The 20,043-nt window shown below is 66.7% G+C and carries 19 protein-coding genes; 9 read left to right on the plus strand and 10 right to left on the minus strand.

Annotation, left to right across the window (positions count from 1 at the left end):
- Positions 1 to 140 precede the first annotated feature (140 nt).
- Complete coding sequence (locus tag AC1MDG_RS19720) at positions 141 to 1,070, plus strand: NAD-dependent epimerase/dehydratase family protein (RefSeq protein ID WP_479806240.1); 930 nt, start codon at positions 141 to 143, stop codon at positions 1,068 to 1,070.
- Positions 1,071 to 1,083: 13 nt separating this feature from the next.
- Here AC1MDG_RS19720 and AC1MDG_RS19725 read toward each other — a convergent pair whose 3' ends face one another.
- Positions 1,084 to 3,300, minus strand: coding sequence for an MMPL family transporter (locus AC1MDG_RS19725; RefSeq protein WP_479806242.1), 2,217 nt, complete (start codon positions 3,298 to 3,300; stop codon positions 1,084 to 1,086).
- Between the two features lie 221 nt (positions 3,301 to 3,521).
- Here AC1MDG_RS19725 and AC1MDG_RS19730 point away from each other — a divergent pair, with 221 nt between their 5' ends.
- The 6 genes from AC1MDG_RS19730 to AC1MDG_RS19755 all read left to right on the plus strand — a co-directional run bounded on the left by AC1MDG_RS19730 (position 3,522) and on the right by AC1MDG_RS19755 (position 7,120).
- A complete protein-coding gene (locus AC1MDG_RS19730) occupies positions 3,522 to 4,040 on the plus strand; it encodes a MarR family winged helix-turn-helix transcriptional regulator (RefSeq protein WP_479806244.1) in 519 nt (172 codons plus the stop codon).
- 61 nt (positions 4,041 to 4,101) lie between these two features.
- Positions 4,102 to 4,917 carry a methyltransferase domain-containing protein gene (locus tag AC1MDG_RS19735; protein ID WP_479806246.1) on the plus strand — a complete coding sequence of 272 codons (816 nt, stop codon included), beginning with the start codon at positions 4,102 to 4,104 and terminating at the stop codon, positions 4,915 to 4,917.
- Between the two features lie 90 nt (positions 4,918 to 5,007).
- The gene (locus tag AC1MDG_RS19740; RefSeq protein ID WP_479806248.1) at positions 5,008 to 5,469 is read left to right on the plus strand and encodes a hypothetical protein; all 462 of its coding nucleotides are present in this window, start codon (positions 5,008 to 5,010) and stop codon (positions 5,467 to 5,469) included.
- Between the two features lie 92 nt (positions 5,470 to 5,561).
- Entirely contained in the window at positions 5,562 to 6,125 is a 564-nt protein-coding gene (locus tag AC1MDG_RS19745) for a dihydrofolate reductase family protein (protein ID WP_043485014.1), read from the plus strand.
- Between the two features lie 9 nt (positions 6,126 to 6,134).
- Positions 6,135 to 6,758, plus strand: coding sequence for a LysE family transporter (locus tag AC1MDG_RS19750; protein ID WP_479806251.1), 624 nt, complete (start codon positions 6,135 to 6,137; stop codon positions 6,756 to 6,758).
- A gap of 116 nt (positions 6,759 to 6,874) precedes the next feature.
- Positions 6,875 to 7,120: a DUF3237 domain-containing protein gene (locus tag AC1MDG_RS19755; protein ID WP_479806253.1), complete on the plus strand. Its 246-nt coding sequence runs from the start codon at positions 6,875 to 6,877 to the stop codon at positions 7,118 to 7,120.
- A 96-nt stretch (positions 7,121 to 7,216) separates the two neighbouring features.
- Here AC1MDG_RS19755 and AC1MDG_RS19760 read toward each other — a convergent pair whose 3' ends face one another.
- The 7 genes from AC1MDG_RS19760 to AC1MDG_RS19790 all read right to left on the minus strand — a co-directional run bounded on the left by AC1MDG_RS19760 (position 7,217) and on the right by AC1MDG_RS19790 (position 16,713).
- On the minus strand, positions 7,217 to 9,796 hold the full coding sequence (locus tag AC1MDG_RS19760) for an ATP-dependent Clp protease ATP-binding subunit (protein ID WP_479806255.1): 2,580 nt from the start codon (positions 9,794 to 9,796) through the stop codon (positions 7,217 to 7,219).
- Positions 9,797 to 9,957: 161 nt separating this feature from the next.
- Positions 9,958 to 11,571: an o-succinylbenzoate--CoA ligase gene (gene menE / locus AC1MDG_RS19765; RefSeq protein ID WP_479806257.1), complete on the minus strand. Its 1,614-nt coding sequence runs from the start codon at positions 11,569 to 11,571 to the stop codon at positions 9,958 to 9,960.
- 42 nt (positions 11,572 to 11,613) lie between these two features.
- On the minus strand, positions 11,614 to 12,993 hold the full coding sequence (locus AC1MDG_RS19770; protein ID WP_479806259.1) for an MFS transporter: 1,380 nt from the start codon (positions 12,991 to 12,993) through the stop codon (positions 11,614 to 11,616).
- Positions 12,994 to 13,044: 51 nt separating this feature from the next.
- The gene (locus tag AC1MDG_RS19775; protein ID WP_003798928.1) at positions 13,045 to 13,500 is read right to left on the minus strand and encodes a MaoC family dehydratase; all 456 of its coding nucleotides are present in this window, start codon (positions 13,498 to 13,500) and stop codon (positions 13,045 to 13,047) included.
- A 129-nt stretch (positions 13,501 to 13,629) separates the two neighbouring features.
- The gene (locus AC1MDG_RS19780) at positions 13,630 to 14,862 is read right to left on the minus strand and encodes an acyl-CoA dehydrogenase family protein (protein ID WP_479806262.1); all 1,233 of its coding nucleotides are present in this window, start codon (positions 14,860 to 14,862) and stop codon (positions 13,630 to 13,632) included.
- Between the two features lies 1 nt (position 14,863).
- Positions 14,864 to 15,757: an amidohydrolase family protein gene (locus AC1MDG_RS19785; protein WP_479806264.1), complete on the minus strand. Its 894-nt coding sequence runs from the start codon at positions 15,755 to 15,757 to the stop codon at positions 14,864 to 14,866.
- A 2-nt stretch (positions 15,758 to 15,759) separates the two neighbouring features.
- Entirely contained in the window at positions 15,760 to 16,713 is a 954-nt protein-coding gene (locus AC1MDG_RS19790; RefSeq protein WP_479806266.1) for an SDR family NAD(P)-dependent oxidoreductase, read from the minus strand.
- A gap of 125 nt (positions 16,714 to 16,838) precedes the next feature.
- On the opposite strand from AC1MDG_RS19790, the gene AC1MDG_RS19795 reads away from it, so the two are divergent.
- The gene (locus AC1MDG_RS19795; protein WP_479806268.1) at positions 16,839 to 17,324 is read left to right on the plus strand and encodes a MarR family winged helix-turn-helix transcriptional regulator; all 486 of its coding nucleotides are present in this window, start codon (positions 16,839 to 16,841) and stop codon (positions 17,322 to 17,324) included.
- A 50-nt stretch (positions 17,325 to 17,374) separates the two neighbouring features.
- Here AC1MDG_RS19795 and AC1MDG_RS19800 read toward each other — a convergent pair whose 3' ends face one another.
- Together AC1MDG_RS19800 and AC1MDG_RS19805 are read right to left on the minus strand one after the other, a co-directional pair.
- Complete coding sequence (locus tag AC1MDG_RS19800; protein ID WP_479806270.1) at positions 17,375 to 17,629, minus strand: hypothetical protein; 255 nt, start codon at positions 17,627 to 17,629, stop codon at positions 17,375 to 17,377.
- 65 nt (positions 17,630 to 17,694) lie between these two features.
- The gene (locus tag AC1MDG_RS19805) at positions 17,695 to 19,008 is read right to left on the minus strand and encodes an MFS transporter (protein ID WP_479806272.1); all 1,314 of its coding nucleotides are present in this window, start codon (positions 19,006 to 19,008) and stop codon (positions 17,695 to 17,697) included.
- Between the two features lie 124 nt (positions 19,009 to 19,132).
- Between AC1MDG_RS19805 and AC1MDG_RS19810 the strand changes: the two genes are divergently transcribed.
- Positions 19,133 to 19,828 carry an ArsR/SmtB family transcription factor gene (locus AC1MDG_RS19810; RefSeq protein WP_479806274.1) on the plus strand — a complete coding sequence of 232 codons (696 nt, stop codon included), beginning with the start codon at positions 19,133 to 19,135 and terminating at the stop codon, positions 19,826 to 19,828.
- Positions 19,829 to 20,043 lie beyond the last annotated feature (215 nt).

Here is a 20,043-nt window from a genome sequence, read left to right on the forward strand (position 1 = left end):
TCAGAGCGGTGTCAACAATTGAGAGCACTGCTCTTGACTTCGCCTGACGCGTGGAGCATTCTTAATTTCGAGAGCACTGCTCTCTGATCAATGAGCCCCCAAGCGAGCGCAGACTGAAGCTCCCGAGGAAAGAGAATCCAATGCCAGAACTGTATGTGGTGACCGGCGCCGGCCCCGTTGGCTGGACCGTGGCGGAGCAGCTGGCCCGCCAGGGCAAGCGAGTGCGGGTCCTGACCCGTTCCGGCAGCGGCCCGGAGCACGCGCTGATCGACAGATTGCCTGTGGACGTTTCCAACCCCGCACTGCTCGGCGAAGCGTTCGCCGGAGCGTCGGCAGTTTTCCACTGCATCCACGGCTCCGCCTATACTGCGGAGGCCTGGCTGCGGGAACTTCCGGCGGCGGAGGAGGCCGTGTTGGCGGCGGCCGGCGAGGCGGGCGCCGTCGTCGTATTTCCTGAGAGCCTTTACTCCTATAGCCGGCCGGACGCCGTGATGGCGGAGGACAGCCCGCGGGAGGCGCAGGGCGGAAAGCGCGGTGTCCGCACCGCGCTGCTGAAGGCGCGTGCAGCCTCCCCCACGAATACCGTGAGCGTGGTGGCGGGCGATTTCTTCGGCCCGCGGGTGCTGACCGCCCACGCCGGTGAACGCATGGTGCCGGCGGTGCTGGCCGGGAAGAGGATTCTGGTGATCGGCAGCGCGGACCAGCCGCACTCGTTCACCTATGTGCCGGACCTTGCCGCGGCCATGATCCGTACCGCGCAGACGCCCTCGCTGTGGAACCGGGTGTGGCACGCTCCCACCGGCCCGGCCGTCACGCAGCGCCAGCTTGCGGCGGCCTTCGCGGAAGCGGGCGGGGTGCCCGCGCCCGCAATGGGCGCAGTGCCCGGCTGGGTCCTCCGGGCCATGGGATTCTTTTCCGCCGGCACCCGGGAGCTGGCCGAGATGCTCTACCAGTTCGAGCGGCCCTTTGTGATGGATTCGCGGGCAAGCGAGGCCGCCCTGGGACTGCATCCCACTCCGCTGCCGCAAGCCGCAGCGGCAACGGTCGCGTGGTGGCAGGCCCAGGGCTGAGGCCGCAGCGCGCCTATCTGCGCGCGGCACCCTCCAGGTCGGTCTCCAGGCTGCCCTCGTCGCCGCGCGAGCCGGCGAGCGCACGCTCGTCGTCCTCCAGACGCCCCGGCTTGCCGGGCCACCAGATCCGCCGACCGAGGTCATAGGAGAGCGCCGGGACCAGCAGCGAGCGGACCAGCACGGTGTCCAGCAGGACCCCGAAGGCCACAATAAAGGCGAGCTGGACCAGGAACATGATGGGGATGACGCCCAGCGCCGCAAAGGTTGCGGCCAGGACAACGCCTGCCGACGTGATCACGCCGCCCGTCACGCCGAGGCCCCGCAGGATTCCCGGCCTGGTGCCGTGCTTGAGTGACTCCTCCCGCACCCGGCTCATCAGGAAGATGTTGTAGTCCACGCCCAGCGCCACCAGGAAGACGAAGCCGAACAGCGGCACGGTGGCATCAGCGCCCGGGAAGCCGAAGATGTTGTTGAACACCAGCGCGGAGACGCCCATGGCCGCGGCGTAGGACAGAACCACCGATGCCACCAGCAGGACCGGGGCCAGCACCGAGCGCAGCAGCAGCATGAGGATCACCAGGATGACGGCGAGGACCACGGGGATGATGACGATCAGGTCGCGCTGGGCCGTGGTGTTGGTGTCCAGTGCCGTCGCGGTCACGCCGCCCACCAGCGCGCCGTCGTCGATCTTCTTGAGGTCCTCGCGGAGCTTCACCACGACGTTCTCGGCGTCGCCGGAGTCGGCCGCGTAATTCAGGGTTGCGTTGATGAGGACCTTGCCGTCGCGGACGCCGGGCTCAGCGGGGGCGCCGGGGGCTCCCGTGATCGGCACGCTGCCCTCCGCCAGGAGGTAGGCATCGCCGACGCCGTCGGTCGCCTTGGTCTTGTCCAGTACCTCCTGCGCCTTCGCTTCGTCGGCGACGATCACTGCGGGACTGCCGGAGCCGGCGTCGAAATGGCGCGCCAAGGCATCCTGGCCGTCCACCGCGTTGGAGGCGGTGAGGATGACGTCGGTCTGCGGCACCCCGTTGGCTTTGAGCTGCAGGATGCCTGCTGAGGCCACCAGGAGCAGCAGCACCGAGGCGACCCAGACGGTCCGGGGCCGGCGGGACACCAGGGAACCGGTGGCGCGCCACAGCCCCTTCTGGCCTTCGAGGCCGGTGACGAACCGGGGTTCGCGTTCGGCCTCGGGCACCAGCTTGGGACGGAACGGCCAGAAGGCGGCGCGGCCCAGCAACGCCATCAGGGCCGGGAGCAGCGTGAGGGCCGCAAAGAGCGAACACAGGATGCCGGCTGCCGCCACCGGGCCCAGCGCCTTGTTGGAGTTGAGGTCGGAGAACAGCAGGCACAGCAGGGCGAGGATCACCGTTGCGCCGGAGGCCAGGATGGGCTCGAAGGACCCCTTCCAGGCGGTGAGGACGGCGGCGGTGCGGTTGGTGGTGTGGGTCAGTGCCTCGCGGAACCTGGCCACATACAGCAGGGCGTAGTCCGTTGCGGCGCCGATGACCAGGATGGAGAGGATGCCCTGGCTTTGGCCGCTGAGCTGGATCCAGCCGAGCTTGGCCATGCCGAAGACCAGCAGGATGGCCGCACAGAGCGCGAACACCGACGTGAAAAGCACTGCGATGGGCAGCAGTAGTGAGCGGTAGACAATCAGCAGGATGATGAACACCGCGGCGAGGGCCACGAGCAGCAGGATGCCGTCAATGCCGGCAAAGGCGCTCACCAGGTCCGCAGTCAGTCCCGCAGGACCGGTCACGAAGGTCTGCATTCCTTCCGGGGCTGACGCCTTGACCTCGTCGCGGAGCTCCTGGACGATCTCCTTGACCTCACCCGAGGAGGAAATGGGCACCACGAACTGGACCGCCTCGCCGTCCTTCGACGGGATGGGCCCGATGACCGTGCCGACCGCCTGCAGTTCCTCCAGCGTGGATTTAAGGGCGGCAGCCTCGCCCAGCTGCGCAGGCGTGAAGGCCGAATCGCTCTCGACGACGATGACGGCCGGAATCTCGTCCGAGTCCCTGAATTTTGCCTGCCAGTCCTGCGCCTCCGTGGCTTCAGCGCCGGAGGGAAGGAACGACGCCTGATCGTTGGACGACACTTCATCCAGCCGGCCGAAGGTGGGGCCACCAACACCGGCGACGGCCAGCCAGGTAAGGACTAGCAACATAGGCACCAGCCAGCGGAGCCAGAACGGGACGCGCTCCCGGGAGCGGGGTTTGGGTTTCATGGTTCCTTCTGGAGGTCGCGGACGGAGTAGAATTGGTTCCAGCATAGATTATCTCCTTCGTAGAGATAAGTGCCAGACTAGCTTGTTTTGAAAATATCCTCTCTAGCCGGAAATTGCCGCCCGGCCGGGAAGCAGTGCCGGGCCGGCGGAGCACCGGGCTGAAGTAAGATCCTCAGGACGGCGGCCGTGAAGAACAGCCCGGGAAACAGATGGAGGCAGGGATGGCAGACGACGACGCAGTCCGCACTCCCGGCGGCCCCCCGGCGCTCGTGTTGCTGCTTCAGGAGTTCACGCTGGAAGCCAACCGGTATGTGGACACAGCAGGCGGACGGAATGATATGCACCGCACGGACCTGAACGCCCTTGCCGTCATCATGCGGCATGCCGCCAAAGGCACGGTGGTCACACCCGGCGTGCTGCGGAAGGAACTCCACCTCAGCTCCCCCGCCACCACAGCATTGATCGACCGCCTGGACCAGTCCGGCCACGTGATCCGCGAGCGGCTGGGCTCCGACCGCCGGCAGGTCCAGCTCCGCATGACACCCAAGGCCTACCGCGACGGCGGCGCCATGTTCCTCCCGCTGGCCCGCCACATGGGCGCCGCGATGGCTGAATTCACCCCCGCAGAGCTTGAGGTGGCGGCACGCTTCATGGAGTCCATGACCCAGGCGACCATCCGCGCAGCCCAGGAAACGGCCGGGCCGGAAGCGTCGGGACCGGCAGCGTTGGGGCCGGAATAACCGCCCGATTTCCTCCCCTCGATTGCCGCGCATTTTCCCGCCGGAGCGGTAGCGTTTCCTTATGAGTGCGCAGCAGCCTGAAGACGTGTACACGCACGGACACCACGAGTCCGTGGTCCGCGCCCATGCCTCCCGGACCGCGGAGAATTCCGCCGCGTTCGTGCTTCCTTACCTCGCCCCGGGCACGTCCGTGCTGGATGTGGGCTGCGGGCCGGGCAGCATCACCTGCGACTTCGCCGTCCTCGTGGCACCGGGACACGTCACCGGGCTGGACCGCTCCCCGGATGTCATCGCCCACGCCGCTGCCCTTGCCTCCGAACGCGGGGTGGAGAACGTCGAGTTCGTGGCCGGGAACATCTACGACCTGGACTTCGACGACGAAACGTTCGACGTCGTCCACGCCCACCAGGTGCTCCAGCACCTGACGGATCCGGTGGAAGCCCTGCGCGAGATGCGCCGCGTGGCCAGGCCCGGGGGCATCGTGGCGGTGCGCGACGCCGACTTCCACGGCATGAGCTGGTACCCGGACATCCCGGAACTGGACGAATGGATGGAGCTGTACCAGCGCATTGCGCGCCGCAACGGCGCGGAACCCGACGCCGGGCGCCGGCTGGTCTCCTGGGCGCAAGCGGCCGGGTTTACGGACGTGGCACCCACCAGCAGCAACTGGCTGTACGCCACGGGCCAGCAGCGCCGGTGGCAGGCACGGGTGTGGGGCGAGCGCGTACTCCACTCGGCCTTCGCGGACCAGTCCCTGGAATACGGCTTCGCCAACGCCGCCGACCTGGCCAGGATTTCTGCCGGATGGCACCGCTGGGGTTCCACAGAGGACGGCTGGTTCCTAATTCCCAACGGCGAGGTCATTGCGCGGGCTTAGGTTCGACACGTCCAATTACGGGTGTGGCGTGATATCCACATAGGGCAAAATCCCGTGGATCGCGAGCAGAGCCGGCCATAGCCTCAGAGAATGATTATTCAAGCAGGTTTTGACCTCGAGATCCTGGCCCGGCCATTCATTGTCCGGGAAGGAATCGTGCTCCCCAGGCTCGTGGTGGTTGGCCTGGATGCCCACATGCAGCTGGACCGCGTAGAGGTTGTCAGTGAAGAATTCACCGGATCGCTGGAACCCCATTTCGATGCAGTCCTGGCTGCGCTGGACCCTGAATGGACAAAATACTTTGCGATCGCCCATGCCGGAACATGGACAGAGCGCGACTACTCCCCTCAGGATCCCATCCACCTTGAGGCGAAGAAGCTTGAGGGCGTGGCGGCGCAGCGCGGGTTCCGCATGATCGGGCACTTTGGCCAGGACGAAACCGGGTACATGTCTGCCGGGGCTCATCACTACTTTGACCAGTACCCCGGCCACGATGACCTTCCGTGCACCATGACTCACTGGGTGCACTCAATGTTCGGAAAATGTGACTGAGTTGCCGTGTCTGCTCGGAAGTCGCCGCACCCGTTCCCCGCTGGCCCATCCGCACCTAGGATGCAAGAAGACCACCAGCGAGGAGAATCACCATGCGCACATTGACGGCCGGCCTTTTCTACTCCGTGGACGGAGTGGTTGAAGCCCCCAACCTGTGGCAGTTCGACAGTTTCGACGACGAACTCGGCGCCGGCATGAACGAAATGATGGCCCGGGTGGACACCGGACTCCTGGGCCGGGTGGGTTACGAGCAGTGGGCGGGCTACTGGCCCGGCGCGGCGGCCGACGCCGGGTTTGGCGCATTCATCAATCCGCTGCAGAAGTTCGTGGCCTCCAGGACTCTTTCGGGCGAACTCGAGTGGCAGAATTCCCGGCTTATGGACGCCCCGCTGGAGGAGTTCGTAGCCAATCTAAAGAACACCGACGGCGGCGAGATTGCCGTGTTCGCCAGCATCTCGCTGACCCGGCAACTCCTGTTCGCGGGGCTGCTCGACTCGCTGATGCTCATGGTGCACCCGGTCATTGCCGGAAGTGGGCGGCGGCTGTTCGAGGACGGGGATCCGGTGACGCGACTGGAGCTGCAGGATTCGCAGCGGACCAGCAAGGGGAACATGATCCTCAGCTACGGCGTCCGCCCCTCAGGCCAACACCCGTAAACTGGATGGGTGCAACCCTCCCTTTGGCTGGCCCTGGCCGGCGCCGGCGTCCTGATCAGTTTCACCCCCGGAGCGGGTGCCATCAACACCATGAGCAACTCGCTGAACTCGGGCTTCCGGCGTTCCATCTGGGGGATCCTGGGGCAGCAGGCGGCGCTGGTGATCCACGTGGTGATCGTGGCACTCGGCGTCGGCGTCCTGGTGGCCAGCTCGCCGGTGGCGTTCAACGTGATCCGTTACGCCGGCGCCGCCTACCTCGTCTATCTGGGCATCCGCCAGTTCCTGCACAAGCCGGACCTGGACCAGGAGAAGGCGACCGAGCTCCGGAATGAACCGGCCGGGTCCATGTTCCGCCGGGGACTGTGGGTGAACCTGCTGAACCCCAAGGCCGTGGTCTTCTTCCTGGCCTTTATGCCGCAGTTCATCCGGCCGGAGCAGCCGCTGCTGCCCCAGTACCTGGTGCTCACCGCCACGGTTGTGGTGATCGACATTCTGGTCATGTGGTTCTTTTTCGCCGCCGCGGCCAAGTCCTTCCAGCGGTTCACGCACGATGCCCACGGGCAGAGGGTCCTGAACAGGACGTTCGGGGTGCTTTTCGTGGCCGTGGGCGTCATGCTGGCGCTGATCCACTAGGAGCGGGGCCCGCACGCCCAGGGCCGCAAGTGTCCGTTCGCGCTCAGTAACTGCGCGCTCAGTATGATTACCAGCTCCTGCGGACAGCCACCCTGACGGAGCTGGACGCCCGCTACGTGCTGCAGACCACGGACGGCCACCGTATCTACGTGCACAATTCAGCGCTGCGCCACGGTAATGCCGGGGATATTGCCCGGCTCAACCGCGGCGAAACCGTCGACGCCGCCTGCATCTATTTCCGCTGCTGGCCCCGGCTCACAACAGCCGCTCCTGAATGGGAATGGCTTAACGCACGCCTGGCGGTGGGAACCGGCGTAAGGCATCCGGACCATGTATTGATCCGGATCTTCCTCATCGACTGACGCCGGCCGTCATCGACTGAGGCAGCACGCGGCCCGGCCTGCAACGCGTCATGCGTCGCCGGCCGGGCCGCAACTGTCCGTTCGCGCTGCTCCCCCTTAAGCGGCCAGCAGCACCTCCGGGCTGCCGGCAGCCACCACCAGCTCCGGCCCGTCGGCGGAAACGATGACCTGTCCCCCGGCTGCCAGGCCTGAGCCCACCAGCAGATCGGCGATCCGGTCATCGAGTTCGCGCTGGATCACACGGCGCATCGGCCGCGCACCGTACTCGGGTTCGTAGCCCCGCTCGGCGATCCAGTCCACCGCGTCCTCGCCGACCACCAGTCCGATGCCCTGCGAGCGCAGGCGGGCTTCGGTGTCGTTCAGCATCAGGCGGACGATCTGCCGCAACTGGGCCTGGTCGAGCTTGCGGAACAGGACGATCTCGTCGATGCGGTTGAGGAACTCCGGCCGCATCGATTCACGCAGCCGCGCCAGGACGCGGTCCCGCAGGGCCTTCTCCGAGCCGAACGCGCTTCCTTCACCGGCCGCAGTGAACCCGGTGGGTCCCGCCTTGCTGGCCAGGAACTCCGAGCCGAGGTTCGAGGTCATGATGACCACCGTGTTGCGGAAGTCCACAGTGCGCCCGTGGCCGTCCGTCAGCCGCCCGTCGTCGAGAACCTGCAGGAGGAGGTTGAACACATCCGGGTGGGCCTTCTCGACCTCGTCGAGCAACACGATCGAGTACGGATTGCGCCGCACCCGCTCGGTCAGCTGCCCGGCCTCGTCGTAACCCACATACCCCGGAGGGGCACCCACGAGTCGGCTCACCGTATGCCGTTCGCCGAACTCACTCATATCGAAGCGGATCATGGAGTCCTCGCTGCCGAACAGCGATCCCGCCAGGGCCTTGGCGAGTTCGGTCTTGCCCACGCCGGTGGGGCCCAGGAACAGGAAGCTCCCGATCGGCCTGCCTGCGGCGCCCATGCCCGTGCGGTTGCGGCGAACTGACTTCGCGATCAGGCTCACGGCATCCTCCTGGCCGATAACCCGCTGGTGCAGGTCTTCTTCCAGCCGGGCCAGGCGTTCCCGGTCACCCTCGGTGATCCGGCTCGCCGGGATGCCCGTTGCGCGGGAGATGATCTCTGCGATCTCCGCTTCACCCACGACGGCGGACTCGGCGCCGGGGGCTTCCTGGCCGGCCGCGCCGCCGTCGAGCTTTTCCTTCAGCGCCTTCGCCTCGTCCCGCAGCCGGGAGGCTTCCTCGAAGGCCTCCGCAGCTATCGCCGCGTTCTTCGAGTCCTCGAGCACCGCCAGCCGCTCGCGCAGGGAGGCAGCATCCTGCCGGGAGCCGAGTTTCAGGCTCAGCCTGGCGCCCGCCTGGTCAATAAGGTCGATCGCCTTGTCGGGAAGGAACCGGTCCGTCACATACCGGGCGGACAGTTCGACGGCGGCCCGAACCGCCTCGTCGGTGTAGCGGACACCATGGTGTTCTTCATACCGTTCGCGCAGCCCGGAAAGGATCTGCACGGCATCCTCGATGGCGGGCTCACCCACTTGCACGGGCTGGAAGCGGCGCTCGAAGGCGGGGTCCTTTTCCACCTTGCGGTATTCGTTCAGCGTCGTGGCGCCCACCACGTGAAGTTCGCCGCGGGCCAGCCTCGGCTTCAGGATGTTGCCCGCATCCATGCCGCCTTCGCCCGCGCCGCCTGCACCGATGACGGTGTGGAGCTCGTCGATGAACAGGATGAACCGGCCCGGGTTTGCGGTGACTTCGTCCATCGCCTTGGTCAGGCGCTCTTCGAAGTCGCCGCGGTAACGGGTCCCTGCAAGCATGGCCGGGAGATCCAGCGAAATGACCCGCTTGGTGCGGAGCTGCTCCGGCACGGTGTCGGCGGCAATGGCCTGCGCCAGGCCTTCCACAATGGCCGTCTTGCCCACGCCGGCTTCGCCGATCAGCACGGGGTTGTTCTTGGTGCGCCGGGCAAGGACCTCGATGGTCTGTGCCGTCTCATCGGAGCGCCCGATGACCGGATCCAGGCGGCCTTCGCGCGCCAGGGCCGTCAGGTCCGTCCCGTAGGTGTCCAGCGTCGGAGTCTCCGAAGCGGCGCCCGGACCGTGCGCGGATGCCGCAGCGTCCGGGGTGCCGGCTCCGGACGGCTCGGTGCCGGCAGCCTCGCGCGCGCCGGCCTGGAAGGACTCGGGCGTGACGCCGGCCGCCGCGAGCACCTGCCCGGCGGGGGCATCCTGGTTCAGCACCAGGGCGAAGAACAGGTGCTCCGGGTCGATGTACGTGGATCCGAATGCCCGGGCAACCTGGTAGGCGTCCAGCAGTGCGCGCTGGGCGGACGGCGTCAGCGCCGGAGCGCTAGCCGCCGGCCGGCCGGACTTCTCCGGCAGGCGTTCTTCCGCGGCCTTGGCCACGGCCGCGGGGTCAGACCCGGCGCGGCGCACGTAACCGATGGCCGGTTCCGCCCCGGCCATCGTCCGCAGGATATGCAGGGCATCCACGTCACCGTGTCCCAGGTCCACGGCGAACTGACCGGCGAGCGAAAGCACCTCGTGGGTGCGGCGGCTCAGCAGCCGGGTGATGTCCGTGGGGCGCCCGGACCGGGCCGCGCGCTGGCCCTGCAGGTAGCGCGCAAGGAACTCGTCAAACGAACCGCTGCCGGTACCGGCAGGTCCAAAAAACGTTGGCATGTACCCTCCGTAGGTAAAGTTGAGTGCAATTGACTCAAGTCTCTAGCTACGAAGATTATTCCCGGTCCGGGGACGGGGCCGCAACTGTCCGTCCGCGCCCGCCCCCGGGGCCGCAACTGTCCGTCCGCGCCCGCCCCCGGGGCCGCAACTGTCCGTTCGCGCTACTGCAGCTGGCCGTTTGCGGGGGTCAGCTTCCGCAGGTCCGCCTTCCGGATCTTGCCGCTCGCCGTCCGGGGCATCTCGTCCACGAACACCACCGACTTCGGTATCTTGTACCGGGCCAGCCGGCCGTCCAGGTGGGCCCGTAGCTGCTCTTCGCTCAGCTGCGCCCCTTCCCGCAGGAGCACCACGGCACGCGGCACTTCGCCCCACTTCTCGTCCGGCACGCCGATCACGGCCACGCTGCCCACGGCGTCCAGCTCGGTGATAGCCTGCTCCACTTCGGCCGGATAGATGTTCTCGCCGCCGGAGATGATCATGTCCTTGAGCCGGTCCGAAATGAACACAAAGCCGTCGCCGTCCTTGTAGCCCATGTCGCCGGACTTAAACCAGCCGTCCGCGGTGTAGGAATCGGCCGTCGAGTCGGGCCGGTTCCAGTATTCGTGGATGACGTTGGGGCCTTTGATCTGAATCTCCCCGACCGTGCCAGGCTCCGCCGGGCCGGCGCCGGGATCAGCCAGGTCCGCGATCCGGACGTCCGTGAAGAAGTGCGGCAGGCCTGCCGATCCGGCCTTGTCCCGGGACCGCGCCGCCGGGAGGACCGTTGCTGCAGGGGCGGTTTCGGTCATGCCGTAGCCGGTGCCGATCTGGAGGCCTCGGGACTCGTAAGCGGCGAGTACCCGCAGGGGAATCGCGGAGCCGCCGCAGGTGAGCTTGTTCAGCGAGCTGAGGTCCGTGGTTGCCCACGCGGGGTGTTCGCAGATGAGCTGATACGTGGTGGGGACCCCGCTCATGGTCGTCACGCGGTGTTGCTCGATGAGGGCCAGGACGCGGCTGGGGTCGAACCTGGATTCGAGGATGACCGTTCCGCCTTTGAGGAGCGTCGGCAGGACCCCCATATCAAGAGAGGCCACGTGGAACATCGGGGAAATCATCAGCGCGACGTCCGTGGAGGAGAAATCGAAGTCCACGATGACGTTGATGGCGTTCCACGTGACATTCCCGTGGGTCAGCAGGGCGCCCTTTGGGCGGCCCGTGGTGCCGGAGGTGTAGAGGATCATGGCTCCGTCGTCCAGTGCCACCGGTTCATCGATGGGGCGGTCCGCGCCGGACGCCACCACAGCCTCAAAGTCCTCCACTGCCGCCGCCGGCTTATCCGCCGCAGGGGCAGCACCGCCGTCGTGATTTCCGGTTTTGTGGTGATTTCCTGTCACAGGGACGTCGTCGACGGCGATCCGGCCACCCACCGCAGTCCCTGCCGCGCCACGGACCGCCAGGTCCGAGAGGCTCGCCGCGTGCACCAGCAGCACGGCGCCGCAGTCCTCCAGCTGGAACTGGATTTCCGGGGGTGCCAGCCTCGTATTGAGCGGGACGAAGATGGCGCCCAGGGTGCCGCAGGCGAAGAGCGTCTCCAGGAAGGCCGGATGGTTCTCCCCCAGGTAGGCCACCCGGTCCCCGCGAGCCACGCCGCGGTCACGGAAGGCGTTGGCGAGCCGGGCGGAGCGTTCCGCCAGTTGCTCGTAGCTGACCTCCCGGTCTCCGGCGATGATTGCTGGCCTGTTGCCCGACTTCGGGCGGCGCCGTTGCAGCCACGAGCCGATGCCAAAATTTTCCATGGCAAGTCCTTTCTATTTAGACGGTAGTCCCTGGCGGCGGAATCAGGGCCGGACGGACTGAAGATCGTTGTTCTTGGGTTCCCGGGTCAGCAGGATGAAGACGATCGACACCACGGACATGATGGCGAGGTACCAGACCACCGAACCGGTGTTCTGGCCGGAATCCTTGAAGATCTGCGCCACGATGCCGGGCGTGAAGCCCGCGCCGAGCAGGGTTGCCAGCTGGTAGCCCAGCGAAGCGCCGGTGTACCGCGAGGTGGTGCCGAACTGTTCGGAAACGAAGGCCGCGAGCGGGCCGAACAGCATGGAGTGGATCATCAGGCCCACGGCGAACGCCACGAAGATCAGCATGATGTTGTTGGAGGACAGCAGCTGGAACATCGGCACAAGGTAGGCGATGAACACCACGAGCCCGCCCACCATCACCGGCCGCCGGCCCACCTTGTCCGAAAGCCGCCCGCCCATAACCACAAAGACGATGGAGACCAGGGAAGCCGCCGCGTAAGCGTAAAGCACGCCCTGTCGGTCGGCGCCCTTGGAGACGGCGAAGGTCACCGCGAACGTTGCCAGCACCACCTGCAATGCGAAGCCCGCGGCCCCGGCCAGCATGGTGAAGATCAGCGTCTTGGGCCGGCGGAGCACCTGGAGGAGGGGAATTTCACGGCGGACCGGGGCGGTGCCGCCCGTTCCGTTTGTGCCTTCCGCCCGCGCACCTTCGGCCTGTTCGCGCTTTTCCTGCTCGAGGGCGGCCTTGAAAATGGGGCTCTCGGAGACCTTGAGGCGGACGAACATGCCCACGCCCAGCAGCACGAAGGAGAGCAGGAAGGGAACCCGCCAGCCCCAGGCGAGGAACTGGTCGTTCGGCAGTGATGAGAACGCGCCCATGATGAACGTGCCCAGCACAGCGCCGGTCGGGGCACCGGCGTTCACGAACGACGCCGCGAAGCCGCGTTTGCCGGACTCCGAGTGTTCCAGCGCCATCAGGGCGGCACCGCCCCATTCACCGCCGACGGCGATGCCCTGGAAGACGCGCAGGACCACCAGCATCACGGCGCCCCACGGCCCCGCCACGGAGGCGCCCGGGACCAGGCCGATCAGGGTGGAGGCCACGCCCATGACCAGCATGGACACGATGAGCATCCCCTTGCGGCCCAGCTTGTCGCCGAAGTGGCCGAAGATGACCCCGCCGAGCGGGCGTGCCACGTAGCCGGCGGCGAAGGTGCCGTAGGCGGCCACCACGCCTACCCAGTCGTCCATCCCGGAGAAGAACACCTTGGGGAAGACGACCGCGGCGGCCGTGGCGTAGAGGAGGAAGTCGTAGTACTCGATGGTGCTGCCCAGATAACTGGAGGCGATGACCGTGCGCGCTTCCTTGCGGCGTTCGGCCGTGCCCATGGCTTGAAGCTGAGTGAGTCCAGACATGGCTGTTCCTTTAGGACAGAGGGACAAAGGGGGGGGTGTGTTACGTGATGCTTACTTGTAGAAGCGGGCCAGGAATTCGGCCACGACGGCGGGGCGCTCCTGGCCCTCGATCTCGATGGTGTTGGACACCTTGATCTGGGCGCCGCCCTTGACCTCGGTGACTTCGGCGATGGTGGCCCGCATGCGGATCCGCGAGCCCACCTTCACCGGCGAGGTGAAGCGGACCTTGTCCAGGCCGTAGTTCACCTTGGTGGTGACGCCGTCGACGTCGAACAGCTCGCCCCAGAACGGGATGATCAGGGAGAGCGTGAGGAAGCCGTGGGCGATCGGGGCGCCGAACGGGCCGTCCTTGGCGCGCTCCGGATCCACGTGGATCCACTGGTCATCGCCCGTGGCGTCGGCGAACTTGTTGATCTGTTCCTGCGTGATTTCGCGGTATTCGGTCACGCCGAGGTCGGTTCCGGCGAGGGTGAGCAGTTTGTCGAAGTCGACGACGAGATTGGGCATGTGAGCCTCCTGGGGTTGTATTTGGAGTTGCGGAAGTACGACGCCGGTGCAGTGCTGCCGCCGTCGGGTTTCGGTTGCTGTTTGGTTCAGTTGTCGCTGTTCAGTAAGCGCAGTCCGGCTGGTGCCGCGTTAGCGGGTGAACGCACTTTCGCCGGTGAGGGCCCGGCCCACGATGAGCGCGTTGATTTCGTGGGTGCCTTCGTAGGAGTAGACGGCTTCGGCGTCGGCATGGAAGCGGGCCACGTCCGTTTCCAGGGTGATGCCGTTGCCGCCCACCACTTCGCGGGCAAGCGCCACGGTCTCGCGCATCAGCAGGGACGTCTGCATCTTGGCCAGGGCGGAGTCCTGGTCACGGTAGATGCCCTTGGACTGCTGTTCAGTCAGCCGGACCACCAGGGACAGGGAGGACGTGAGGTTTCCTAGCATGCGGGCCAGTTTTTCCTGGACCAGCTGGAAGGATCCCAGCTGGCGGCCGAACTGCCGGCGTTCCGTCACATAGCGGAGGGCGGCTTCGAACGCACCGGCCTGGATGCCGGTGGCGATCCAGGCGACGTCCGAACGCATGGCCCGGAGCATCGCTGCCACATCCTTGAAGGAGTTCACGTTGTGCAGCCGCATGGATTCCGGCACGCGGACGCCGTCCAGGGTGATGTGGGCGTTCTGCATCATCCGCAGCGCGGTCTTGCGGTGGATCTTCTCCAGCGTCATGCCGTCCGCCTCGCGGTCCACCAGGAAGGCTTTCACCTGGCCGTCTTCCTGGTCCCGGGCGAAGACCGCCAGAACGTCAGCGCTGACTGCTCCGCCGATCCAGCGCTTGGCGCCGTTCAGGACCCATGAGTCCCCGTCCCTCCGGGCGGTGGTGGACAGCCCTCCGGCGATGTCCGAACCGGAGTCCGGTTCGGTGAGGGAGAAGACGCCCTTGAGGGAGAAGTCGATGACCTTCGGCATCCATTCGGCCTGCTGCTCCGGTGAGGCCCCCACCCGGATGGCCGTGCGGAAGAGCCCGGCCTGGGACGTGTACCAGGTGGCCAGCGAGGCGTCAGTGCGGGCCAGTTCGAAGATCCGGAAGCCCTGGTAGATGCCGCGGGCCTGGTGGCGGTCCGTACCAGGACCACCGGTCAGTTCCGCCGGTTCCATCATGTCCAGGTCGATCAGCGGCTGCGCCAGCTGCTGCGGGAACTCGCCACGCTCCCAGTAATCGGCCAGCAGGGGCTGCGCCTCCCGGTCCAGGAAGCTCCGCAGCCTGCCCAGCACGCGGCGCTCGTCCGCCGTGAGGAGGGACTCGGCGTCGTAATAGTCGCAGACGCCGTAGAGCCGGGTCTTTTCGGCAGAAGGGGTCTGCTCAGCGGTGGTGACGCTCATCTCAGCCGCCCAGTCCGAGCAGGCGCACTGCGTTGTGCTTGAGGATTTTGGGCCGGACCTCATCCTTCAACGGCAGGTCCGCGAACGCGGCGAGCCATTTCTGCGGCGTGATGAGCGGGAAGTCGGTGCCGAACAGGACCTTGTCCTGCAGCACTGAATTGGACATACGCACCAGCGACTCCGGGAAGTACTTGGGCGACCAGCCGGAGAGGTCGATGAACACATTGGCCTTGTGCGTGGCGATGGAGTTTGCCTCGTCCTGCCATGGCACGGACGGGTGCGCCATGATGATCTGCAGTTCCGGGAAGTCCGCGGCCACGGCGTCCAGCAGGAGCGGGTTGGAGTAGGCCAGCTTGATGCCGTACCCGCCGGGAAGGCCGGCGCCCATGCCGTTCTGGCCGGTGTGGAAGATGGCGGGCAGGCCCAGTTCCTGGAGTGTTTCCCACAACGGATAGAACTGTTCGTTCGAGGGGTCGAAGCCCTGCAGGCTGGGATGGAATTTGAAGCCGCGGGCGCCCAGGTCCACGGCCTGGCGCTTGGCACCCTGGATGGCCTCGGCCCCGGTGCGCGGATCCACGCTGCCGAACGGGATCAGCACGTCATTGTTCCGGGCGGCGCCGGCGATCAGGTCCTCGATGCTGTTGGGTTCGTGCTTCAGCTGGGTCCGCGCGTCCACGGTGAATACGACGGCGGCCATGTTCAGTTCCCGGTAGACCTCGGCGATGCGGTCCAGCGACGGTGTGCGGTCCTCGGACTTGAAGTACTTTGCCGAGGCCTCGGTGAGTGCCGGCGGGAGTGACTCGTGGCCGTGGCCGTCCACTTCGAGGTGGACGTGCATGTCGATCGCGTCCAGCGTGGCGGCATCGATGCCAAGCTCGTAGCGGGTGGCGGCCATGTTTAGCCCACCTTTACGGGCGCTGCGGCAGGCTGCGCCTCCGGCTTCAGGTCCTCGGGCAGCGGCAGGAATTCCTCGCCCACGCTCTGCAGCTTGCCGCCGAAGAGCGGGCCGAAGTTCGCCACGAGGTCCTCGTAACGCCAGCCGCCCTCGCGGTATTCGGTGGCCGCGGCCTCCGGGTGGGTCCAGAGCTGAAGCCGGTCGCCGCCCGCACCGATCGCTTGGCCGGTAATGCCGGCCGCCTCATCGGAGGCGAGGAACGCGACCAGCCCGGAGACGTCGTCGGCCGTTCCGAAACCGAGCTCGTGGCGGAAGAAGGCTGGCATGGCCTCCCCGCGTTCGTCCGCCTCCACCGCTTTCTGGAAGTACGGGACAGTCTTGGTCATGGCCGTGGCCGCCACCGGGATGACGGCGTTGGCGGTCACCCCGGCCTTCTTCATTTCCAGCGCCCAGGTGCGGACCATGCCCACGATGCCCGCCTTGGCAGCGGCGTAGTTGGTCTGGCCGAAGTTGCCGCGCTGCCCGGTGGGCGAGCCGATGGTGATGATGCGGCCGGCGATTCCGTTCTCCTTGAAGTACGCGAACGCTTCGCGGACGCAGGTGAAGGTGCCGCGGAGGTGGACGTTGATGACGGCGTCGAAGTCCTCGTCGGTCATCTTCAGCAGGCTCTTGTCCCGCAGGATGCCGGCGTTGGTGACCAGGATGTCGAGGCGGCCGAACTCCGCAACGGCCGCCTGCACCAGCTGCTTGGCAACTTCCGTGCTGCCGACGGGAGCGACGACGGCGGCGGCCTTCCCGCCGTCGGCCTCGATGGTCCGGACCGCTTCCGCAGCCACGTCGGCGTCGACGTCATTGATGACGACGGCGGCGCCCTGCCGGGCCAGTTCCCTGGCGTAGGCGAGGCCGAGGCCCCTGCCGCTTCCGGTGACGATTGCTACTTTGCCTGACAGGCTCATGGCTGCTCCTTTGCTAGCTGACCTTGTGCATCCCGGCCATCAACGTGGGATGCTGTTCTGTATCCATGAAATTACGTATAGTTGAAAATGTCAACGATTTGTTTTGAAGATTATTGGAGTGGGACATGACGATCGAGACACAGGACGGTCAGCAGACCGGGCAGACCCACAAGCTGGTCGCCGCGTCCATCAGCCAGGACCTCGGATTTCTGCTGGCCAAGCTGCACGCCGCAGGGTCCGTTGTTAACAACAGGGCACTGGCCGAATTCGACCTCAAGGAGCGCTCGTACTCCGTCCTGATCCTGGCAAACAGCGGACTGGAGCCGACGCAGCGCGAAATGGCCGACTTCCTCAGCCTGGACCCCAGCCAGATTGTGGCCCTGGTGGATGAGCTGGAGAAGCGCGGCCTGGTGGCGAGGGCGCCCGGAAAGCAGGACCGCCGGGCAAAGACCGTGACGGCAACGGCCAAGGGAGGAAAATTGCTCGAGCAGGCCAGCGAAGCTGCACGAAAGGCTGAAGCGGAAGTCCTCGACGGCCTGCCCGCGGCGGAGTCGGCCCAGCTGAAGGCACTGCTCCGCAAAGCGCTGTGGGGTGTCGGAGCATCCGAATAGGCCGGGCCAGTGCGCCGGGCGTCCGCGCGGGGCTACTGGGCCGGGCGGGCCTAGTGGGCCGGGGCGTCCGGGCGGCGCCGCCCTTTATGCCCGGCCTCTTTCCGGCGCGCCAGTTCGGCCATGACCACCGGCCGCACGAGGCCGGAGTGGTTGGGGCCTGGAGTGTTGCCGCTGGATGTCAAGAAGCCGGCCAGGGCCTCGAGTTCGTCGGTGGGAACGGACGACAATGAGGAGTAGGACTTGAAGACGCGCCGTTCGGCAATGCCGGCAAAGCGGCCTCTGACGCCGTGGATTTTCGGGCCCATGGGCAATCCTCACGGAAGAATCCACGGGCTGCCTGCATAACCCGAAGCCAGAATATCGCAGCCGGTCAGTCGTGGAAAGGTTCACCCGCGGTCCGGCGGGCGGGCTTGTGGTCTGCGCCGCGCATGCGCACTGCCACCACCACACCGGACACTCCGGTCAGGACGGCCACGACGACGACTGCCGCAGGGATGCCGTATGCGTCGGCAATGATTCCGGACAGCAGGGCGCCCACGGCAAAGCCGCCGTCGCGCCACAGCCGGTAGATCCCCACCGACCTGGCCCGCCACTCAGGGTGGGCAACGTCGCCAATGGCGGCAAGCAGCGTCGGGTAGACCATGGCCGTGCCCGCCCCCAGCAACACCGCCGCGGCCAGCCAGGTTTCAAAGCCGGCACCAAAGGCGACCATGCCGAGCGCAATCGCCTGCACCAGCATGCCTCCTACGATCAGGGGCTTGCGCCCGATCCGGTCGGACAGCGCCCCCGTCACCAGCTGTCCGGCGCCCCACACCGCCGGATACACCGCCGCAAGGATGCCGATGCGTTCAATCGTCAGCCCGGCGGCCGCAAAGAGGACGGGGAGAAGACCCCAGGCCAGACCGTCGTTCAGGTTGTTCACCATGCCCGCCTGGCTGACGGAGGACAGGGACTTGTCACGGAAGCTCGTCAGGGTGAAGACCTCGCGGTTGCTCAGCTGCGCGTGGGCCCCCTCATGGACCGAGACGTGGTTGGCGGCCTCGGCCCTGGCATGGTGGTGCGTTTCGCGCACAGTGAGGACTGAGAGCCCCAGGCCGACGGCGATAAATGCGGCACCCAGCAGGAAGGGGCCGGGACGAAGCCCGTAGGTGGAGGCAATGTAGCCGGTGGCCAGGGCGGTCCCGGCGACGCCGAGGTATCCGGCCGCCTCGTTGAGGCCCATCGCCAGGCCACGGCGGGACGGGCCCACCAGGTCCATCTTCATCATGACAGTGGTGGACCAGGTCAGTCCCTGGCTGATGCCGAGGACGATGTTGGCTGCGACGATCCACCCCCACGTCGGCCCGAAGATCAGCATCAGCGGGACGGGCAGCGCGACCAGCCAGCCTGCCACCAGGACCGGCTTGCGCCCGTAGCGGTCCGACAGCGTTCCGGCGAAGTAGTTCGTGGCTGCCTTGGCCACGCCGAACGCCAGGATGTACGTCAAGGCGCTGGTGTAGAGGTCCAGTTGGAAGACTTCGCCGGCCAGGAGCGGCAGGACGGTCCTCTCCTGGCCCAGCGTCCCGCCGACCAGTGCGTTGACTGCCACCAGGATCATGAACTGGGCGAGATTCTGCCGCAGCCCCAGCGTTATGGCATCCCTCGTGCCGGACCGGGGTTTCGGGGCGGTGATTCCTGAGGTCATGGGTCTGCATTCCTTGCTTGGGCGGGCGCTGCTTTCCACGGGGAGCTGCGCGCGGCTAGTCTGGCATTCCACGAAAACGTGGAATGATATAATTCCAGTATTACATGGAATGTTGGAGGTACGTATGGGTGACCGCGCGAAGAAGGCAGCACTGTTCGAGCAGTTCGCCAAGGTAGGGAAGGCAATGGGCCACGGTAAGCGCCTGGAGCTGATCGATCTCCTGGCCCAGGGCGAACGGAGCGTCGAGTCCCTCGCTGCGGCGGCGGGACTCGGCCTGAGCACCGCCTCGGCCCACCTGCAGGCCCTGAAGCAGGCAGGCCTGGTGGCCACCAGAAGGGACGGCGCCCGGATCTTCTACGACCTGGCAGGGCCGGATGTTGCCGCCTTGTACAGCCTGGTGCGCAGCGTCGCCCGCTCGCGCGTGGCCGACGTCGAACAAAAGCGCGCGGACTACCTTGGCCTCACGGGAAACGATGCCGAGAGCACCGCGGGGCAGCCTGCGGAAATGACCAGGGAGGACCTTCTGGCTCAGGTCGGGGCCGGAACCGTCACCGTGCTCGACGTCCGCCCCGCGGAGGAGTATCGCGCGGCCCACATCCCCGGCGCGTTGTCGATACCGCTGGAAGAGCTCAGCAGCCGGCTCGGCGAATTGCCGCCCGGCAGGGAGATTGTTGCCTACTGCCGCGGAGCCTACTGCGTGCTCGCCTACGAAGCGGTGGACTTTCTGCACTCCACGGGCCGCAGCGCCCTCAGGCTGAACGACGGCATGCTCGAATGGCGCCTGAGCGGACTGCCCGTGGACACGGGGCTGGCTGCCTAAACAGGCGGGCCGGAACAGGCACGCGTCAGAATGCCTCCTCCGACCCACGCGAAGACCGCCCGGCACCCCATCCCACAGCGTGATTACGCCGTGGGGAAGGGCCGACGGCGACTGGGGACAGCCCGGGTCTCAGCGGGCTTTTCGCCGCCGGCCCCATAACAATTTTAGGAGATTACACCCCGCCGCGTGCGAGTGGACGCTACCCGTTTTCCCTT

It is taken from the genome of Arthrobacter sp. AIWTK1 (assembly GCF_056680535.1).

What these genes read in the sequence shown, in the direction of transcription:
- AC1MDG_RS19760 (WP_479806255.1), bottom strand. Translation starts at nt 9,796, where the DNA reads ATGCCAACGTTTTTTGGACCTGCCGGTACCGGCAGCGGTTCGTTTGAC.
- AC1MDG_RS19735 (WP_479806246.1), top strand. Translation starts at nt 4,102, where the DNA reads ATGAGTGCGCAGCAGCCTGAAGACGTGTACACGCACGGACACCACGAG.
- AC1MDG_RS19775 (WP_003798928.1), bottom strand. Translation starts at nt 13,500, where the DNA reads ATGCCCAATCTCGTCGTCGACTTCGACAAACTGCTCACCCTCGCCGGA.
- AC1MDG_RS19780 (WP_479806262.1), bottom strand. Translation starts at nt 14,862, where the DNA reads ATGAGCGTCACCACCGCTGAGCAGACCCCTTCTGCCGAAAAGACCCGG.
- AC1MDG_RS19795 (WP_479806268.1), top strand. Translation starts at nt 16,839, where the DNA reads ATGACGATCGAGACACAGGACGGTCAGCAGACCGGGCAGACCCACAAG.
- AC1MDG_RS19725 (WP_479806242.1), bottom strand. Translation starts at nt 3,300, where the DNA reads ATGAAACCCAAACCCCGCTCCCGGGAGCGCGTCCCGTTCTGGCTCCGC.
- AC1MDG_RS19720 (WP_479806240.1), top strand. Translation starts at nt 141, where the DNA reads ATGCCAGAACTGTATGTGGTGACCGGCGCCGGCCCCGTTGGCTGGACC.
- AC1MDG_RS19805 (WP_479806272.1), bottom strand. Translation starts at nt 19,008, where the DNA reads ATGACCTCAGGAATCACCGCCCCGAAACCCCGGTCCGGCACGAGGGAT.
- AC1MDG_RS19745 (WP_043485014.1), top strand. Translation starts at nt 5,562, where the DNA reads ATGCGCACATTGACGGCCGGCCTTTTCTACTCCGTGGACGGAGTGGTT.
- AC1MDG_RS19790 (WP_479806266.1), bottom strand. Translation starts at nt 16,713, where the DNA reads ATGAGCCTGTCAGGCAAAGTAGCAATCGTCACCGGAAGCGGCAGGGGC.
- AC1MDG_RS19810 (WP_479806274.1), top strand. Translation starts at nt 19,133, where the DNA reads ATGGGTGACCGCGCGAAGAAGGCAGCACTGTTCGAGCAGTTCGCCAAG.
- menE (WP_479806257.1), bottom strand. Translation starts at nt 11,571, where the DNA reads ATGGAAAATTTTGGCATCGGCTCGTGGCTGCAACGGCGCCGCCCGAAG.
- AC1MDG_RS19800 (WP_479806270.1), bottom strand. Translation starts at nt 17,629, where the DNA reads ATGGGCCCGAAAATCCACGGCGTCAGAGGCCGCTTTGCCGGCATTGCC.
- AC1MDG_RS19740 (WP_479806248.1), top strand. Translation starts at nt 5,008, where the DNA reads ATGATTATTCAAGCAGGTTTTGACCTCGAGATCCTGGCCCGGCCATTC.
- AC1MDG_RS19770 (WP_479806259.1), bottom strand. Translation starts at nt 12,993, where the DNA reads ATGTCTGGACTCACTCAGCTTCAAGCCATGGGCACGGCCGAACGCCGC.
- AC1MDG_RS19730 (WP_479806244.1), top strand. Translation starts at nt 3,522, where the DNA reads ATGGCAGACGACGACGCAGTCCGCACTCCCGGCGGCCCCCCGGCGCTC.
- AC1MDG_RS19785 (WP_479806264.1), bottom strand. Translation starts at nt 15,757, where the DNA reads ATGGCCGCCACCCGCTACGAGCTTGGCATCGATGCCGCCACGCTGGAC.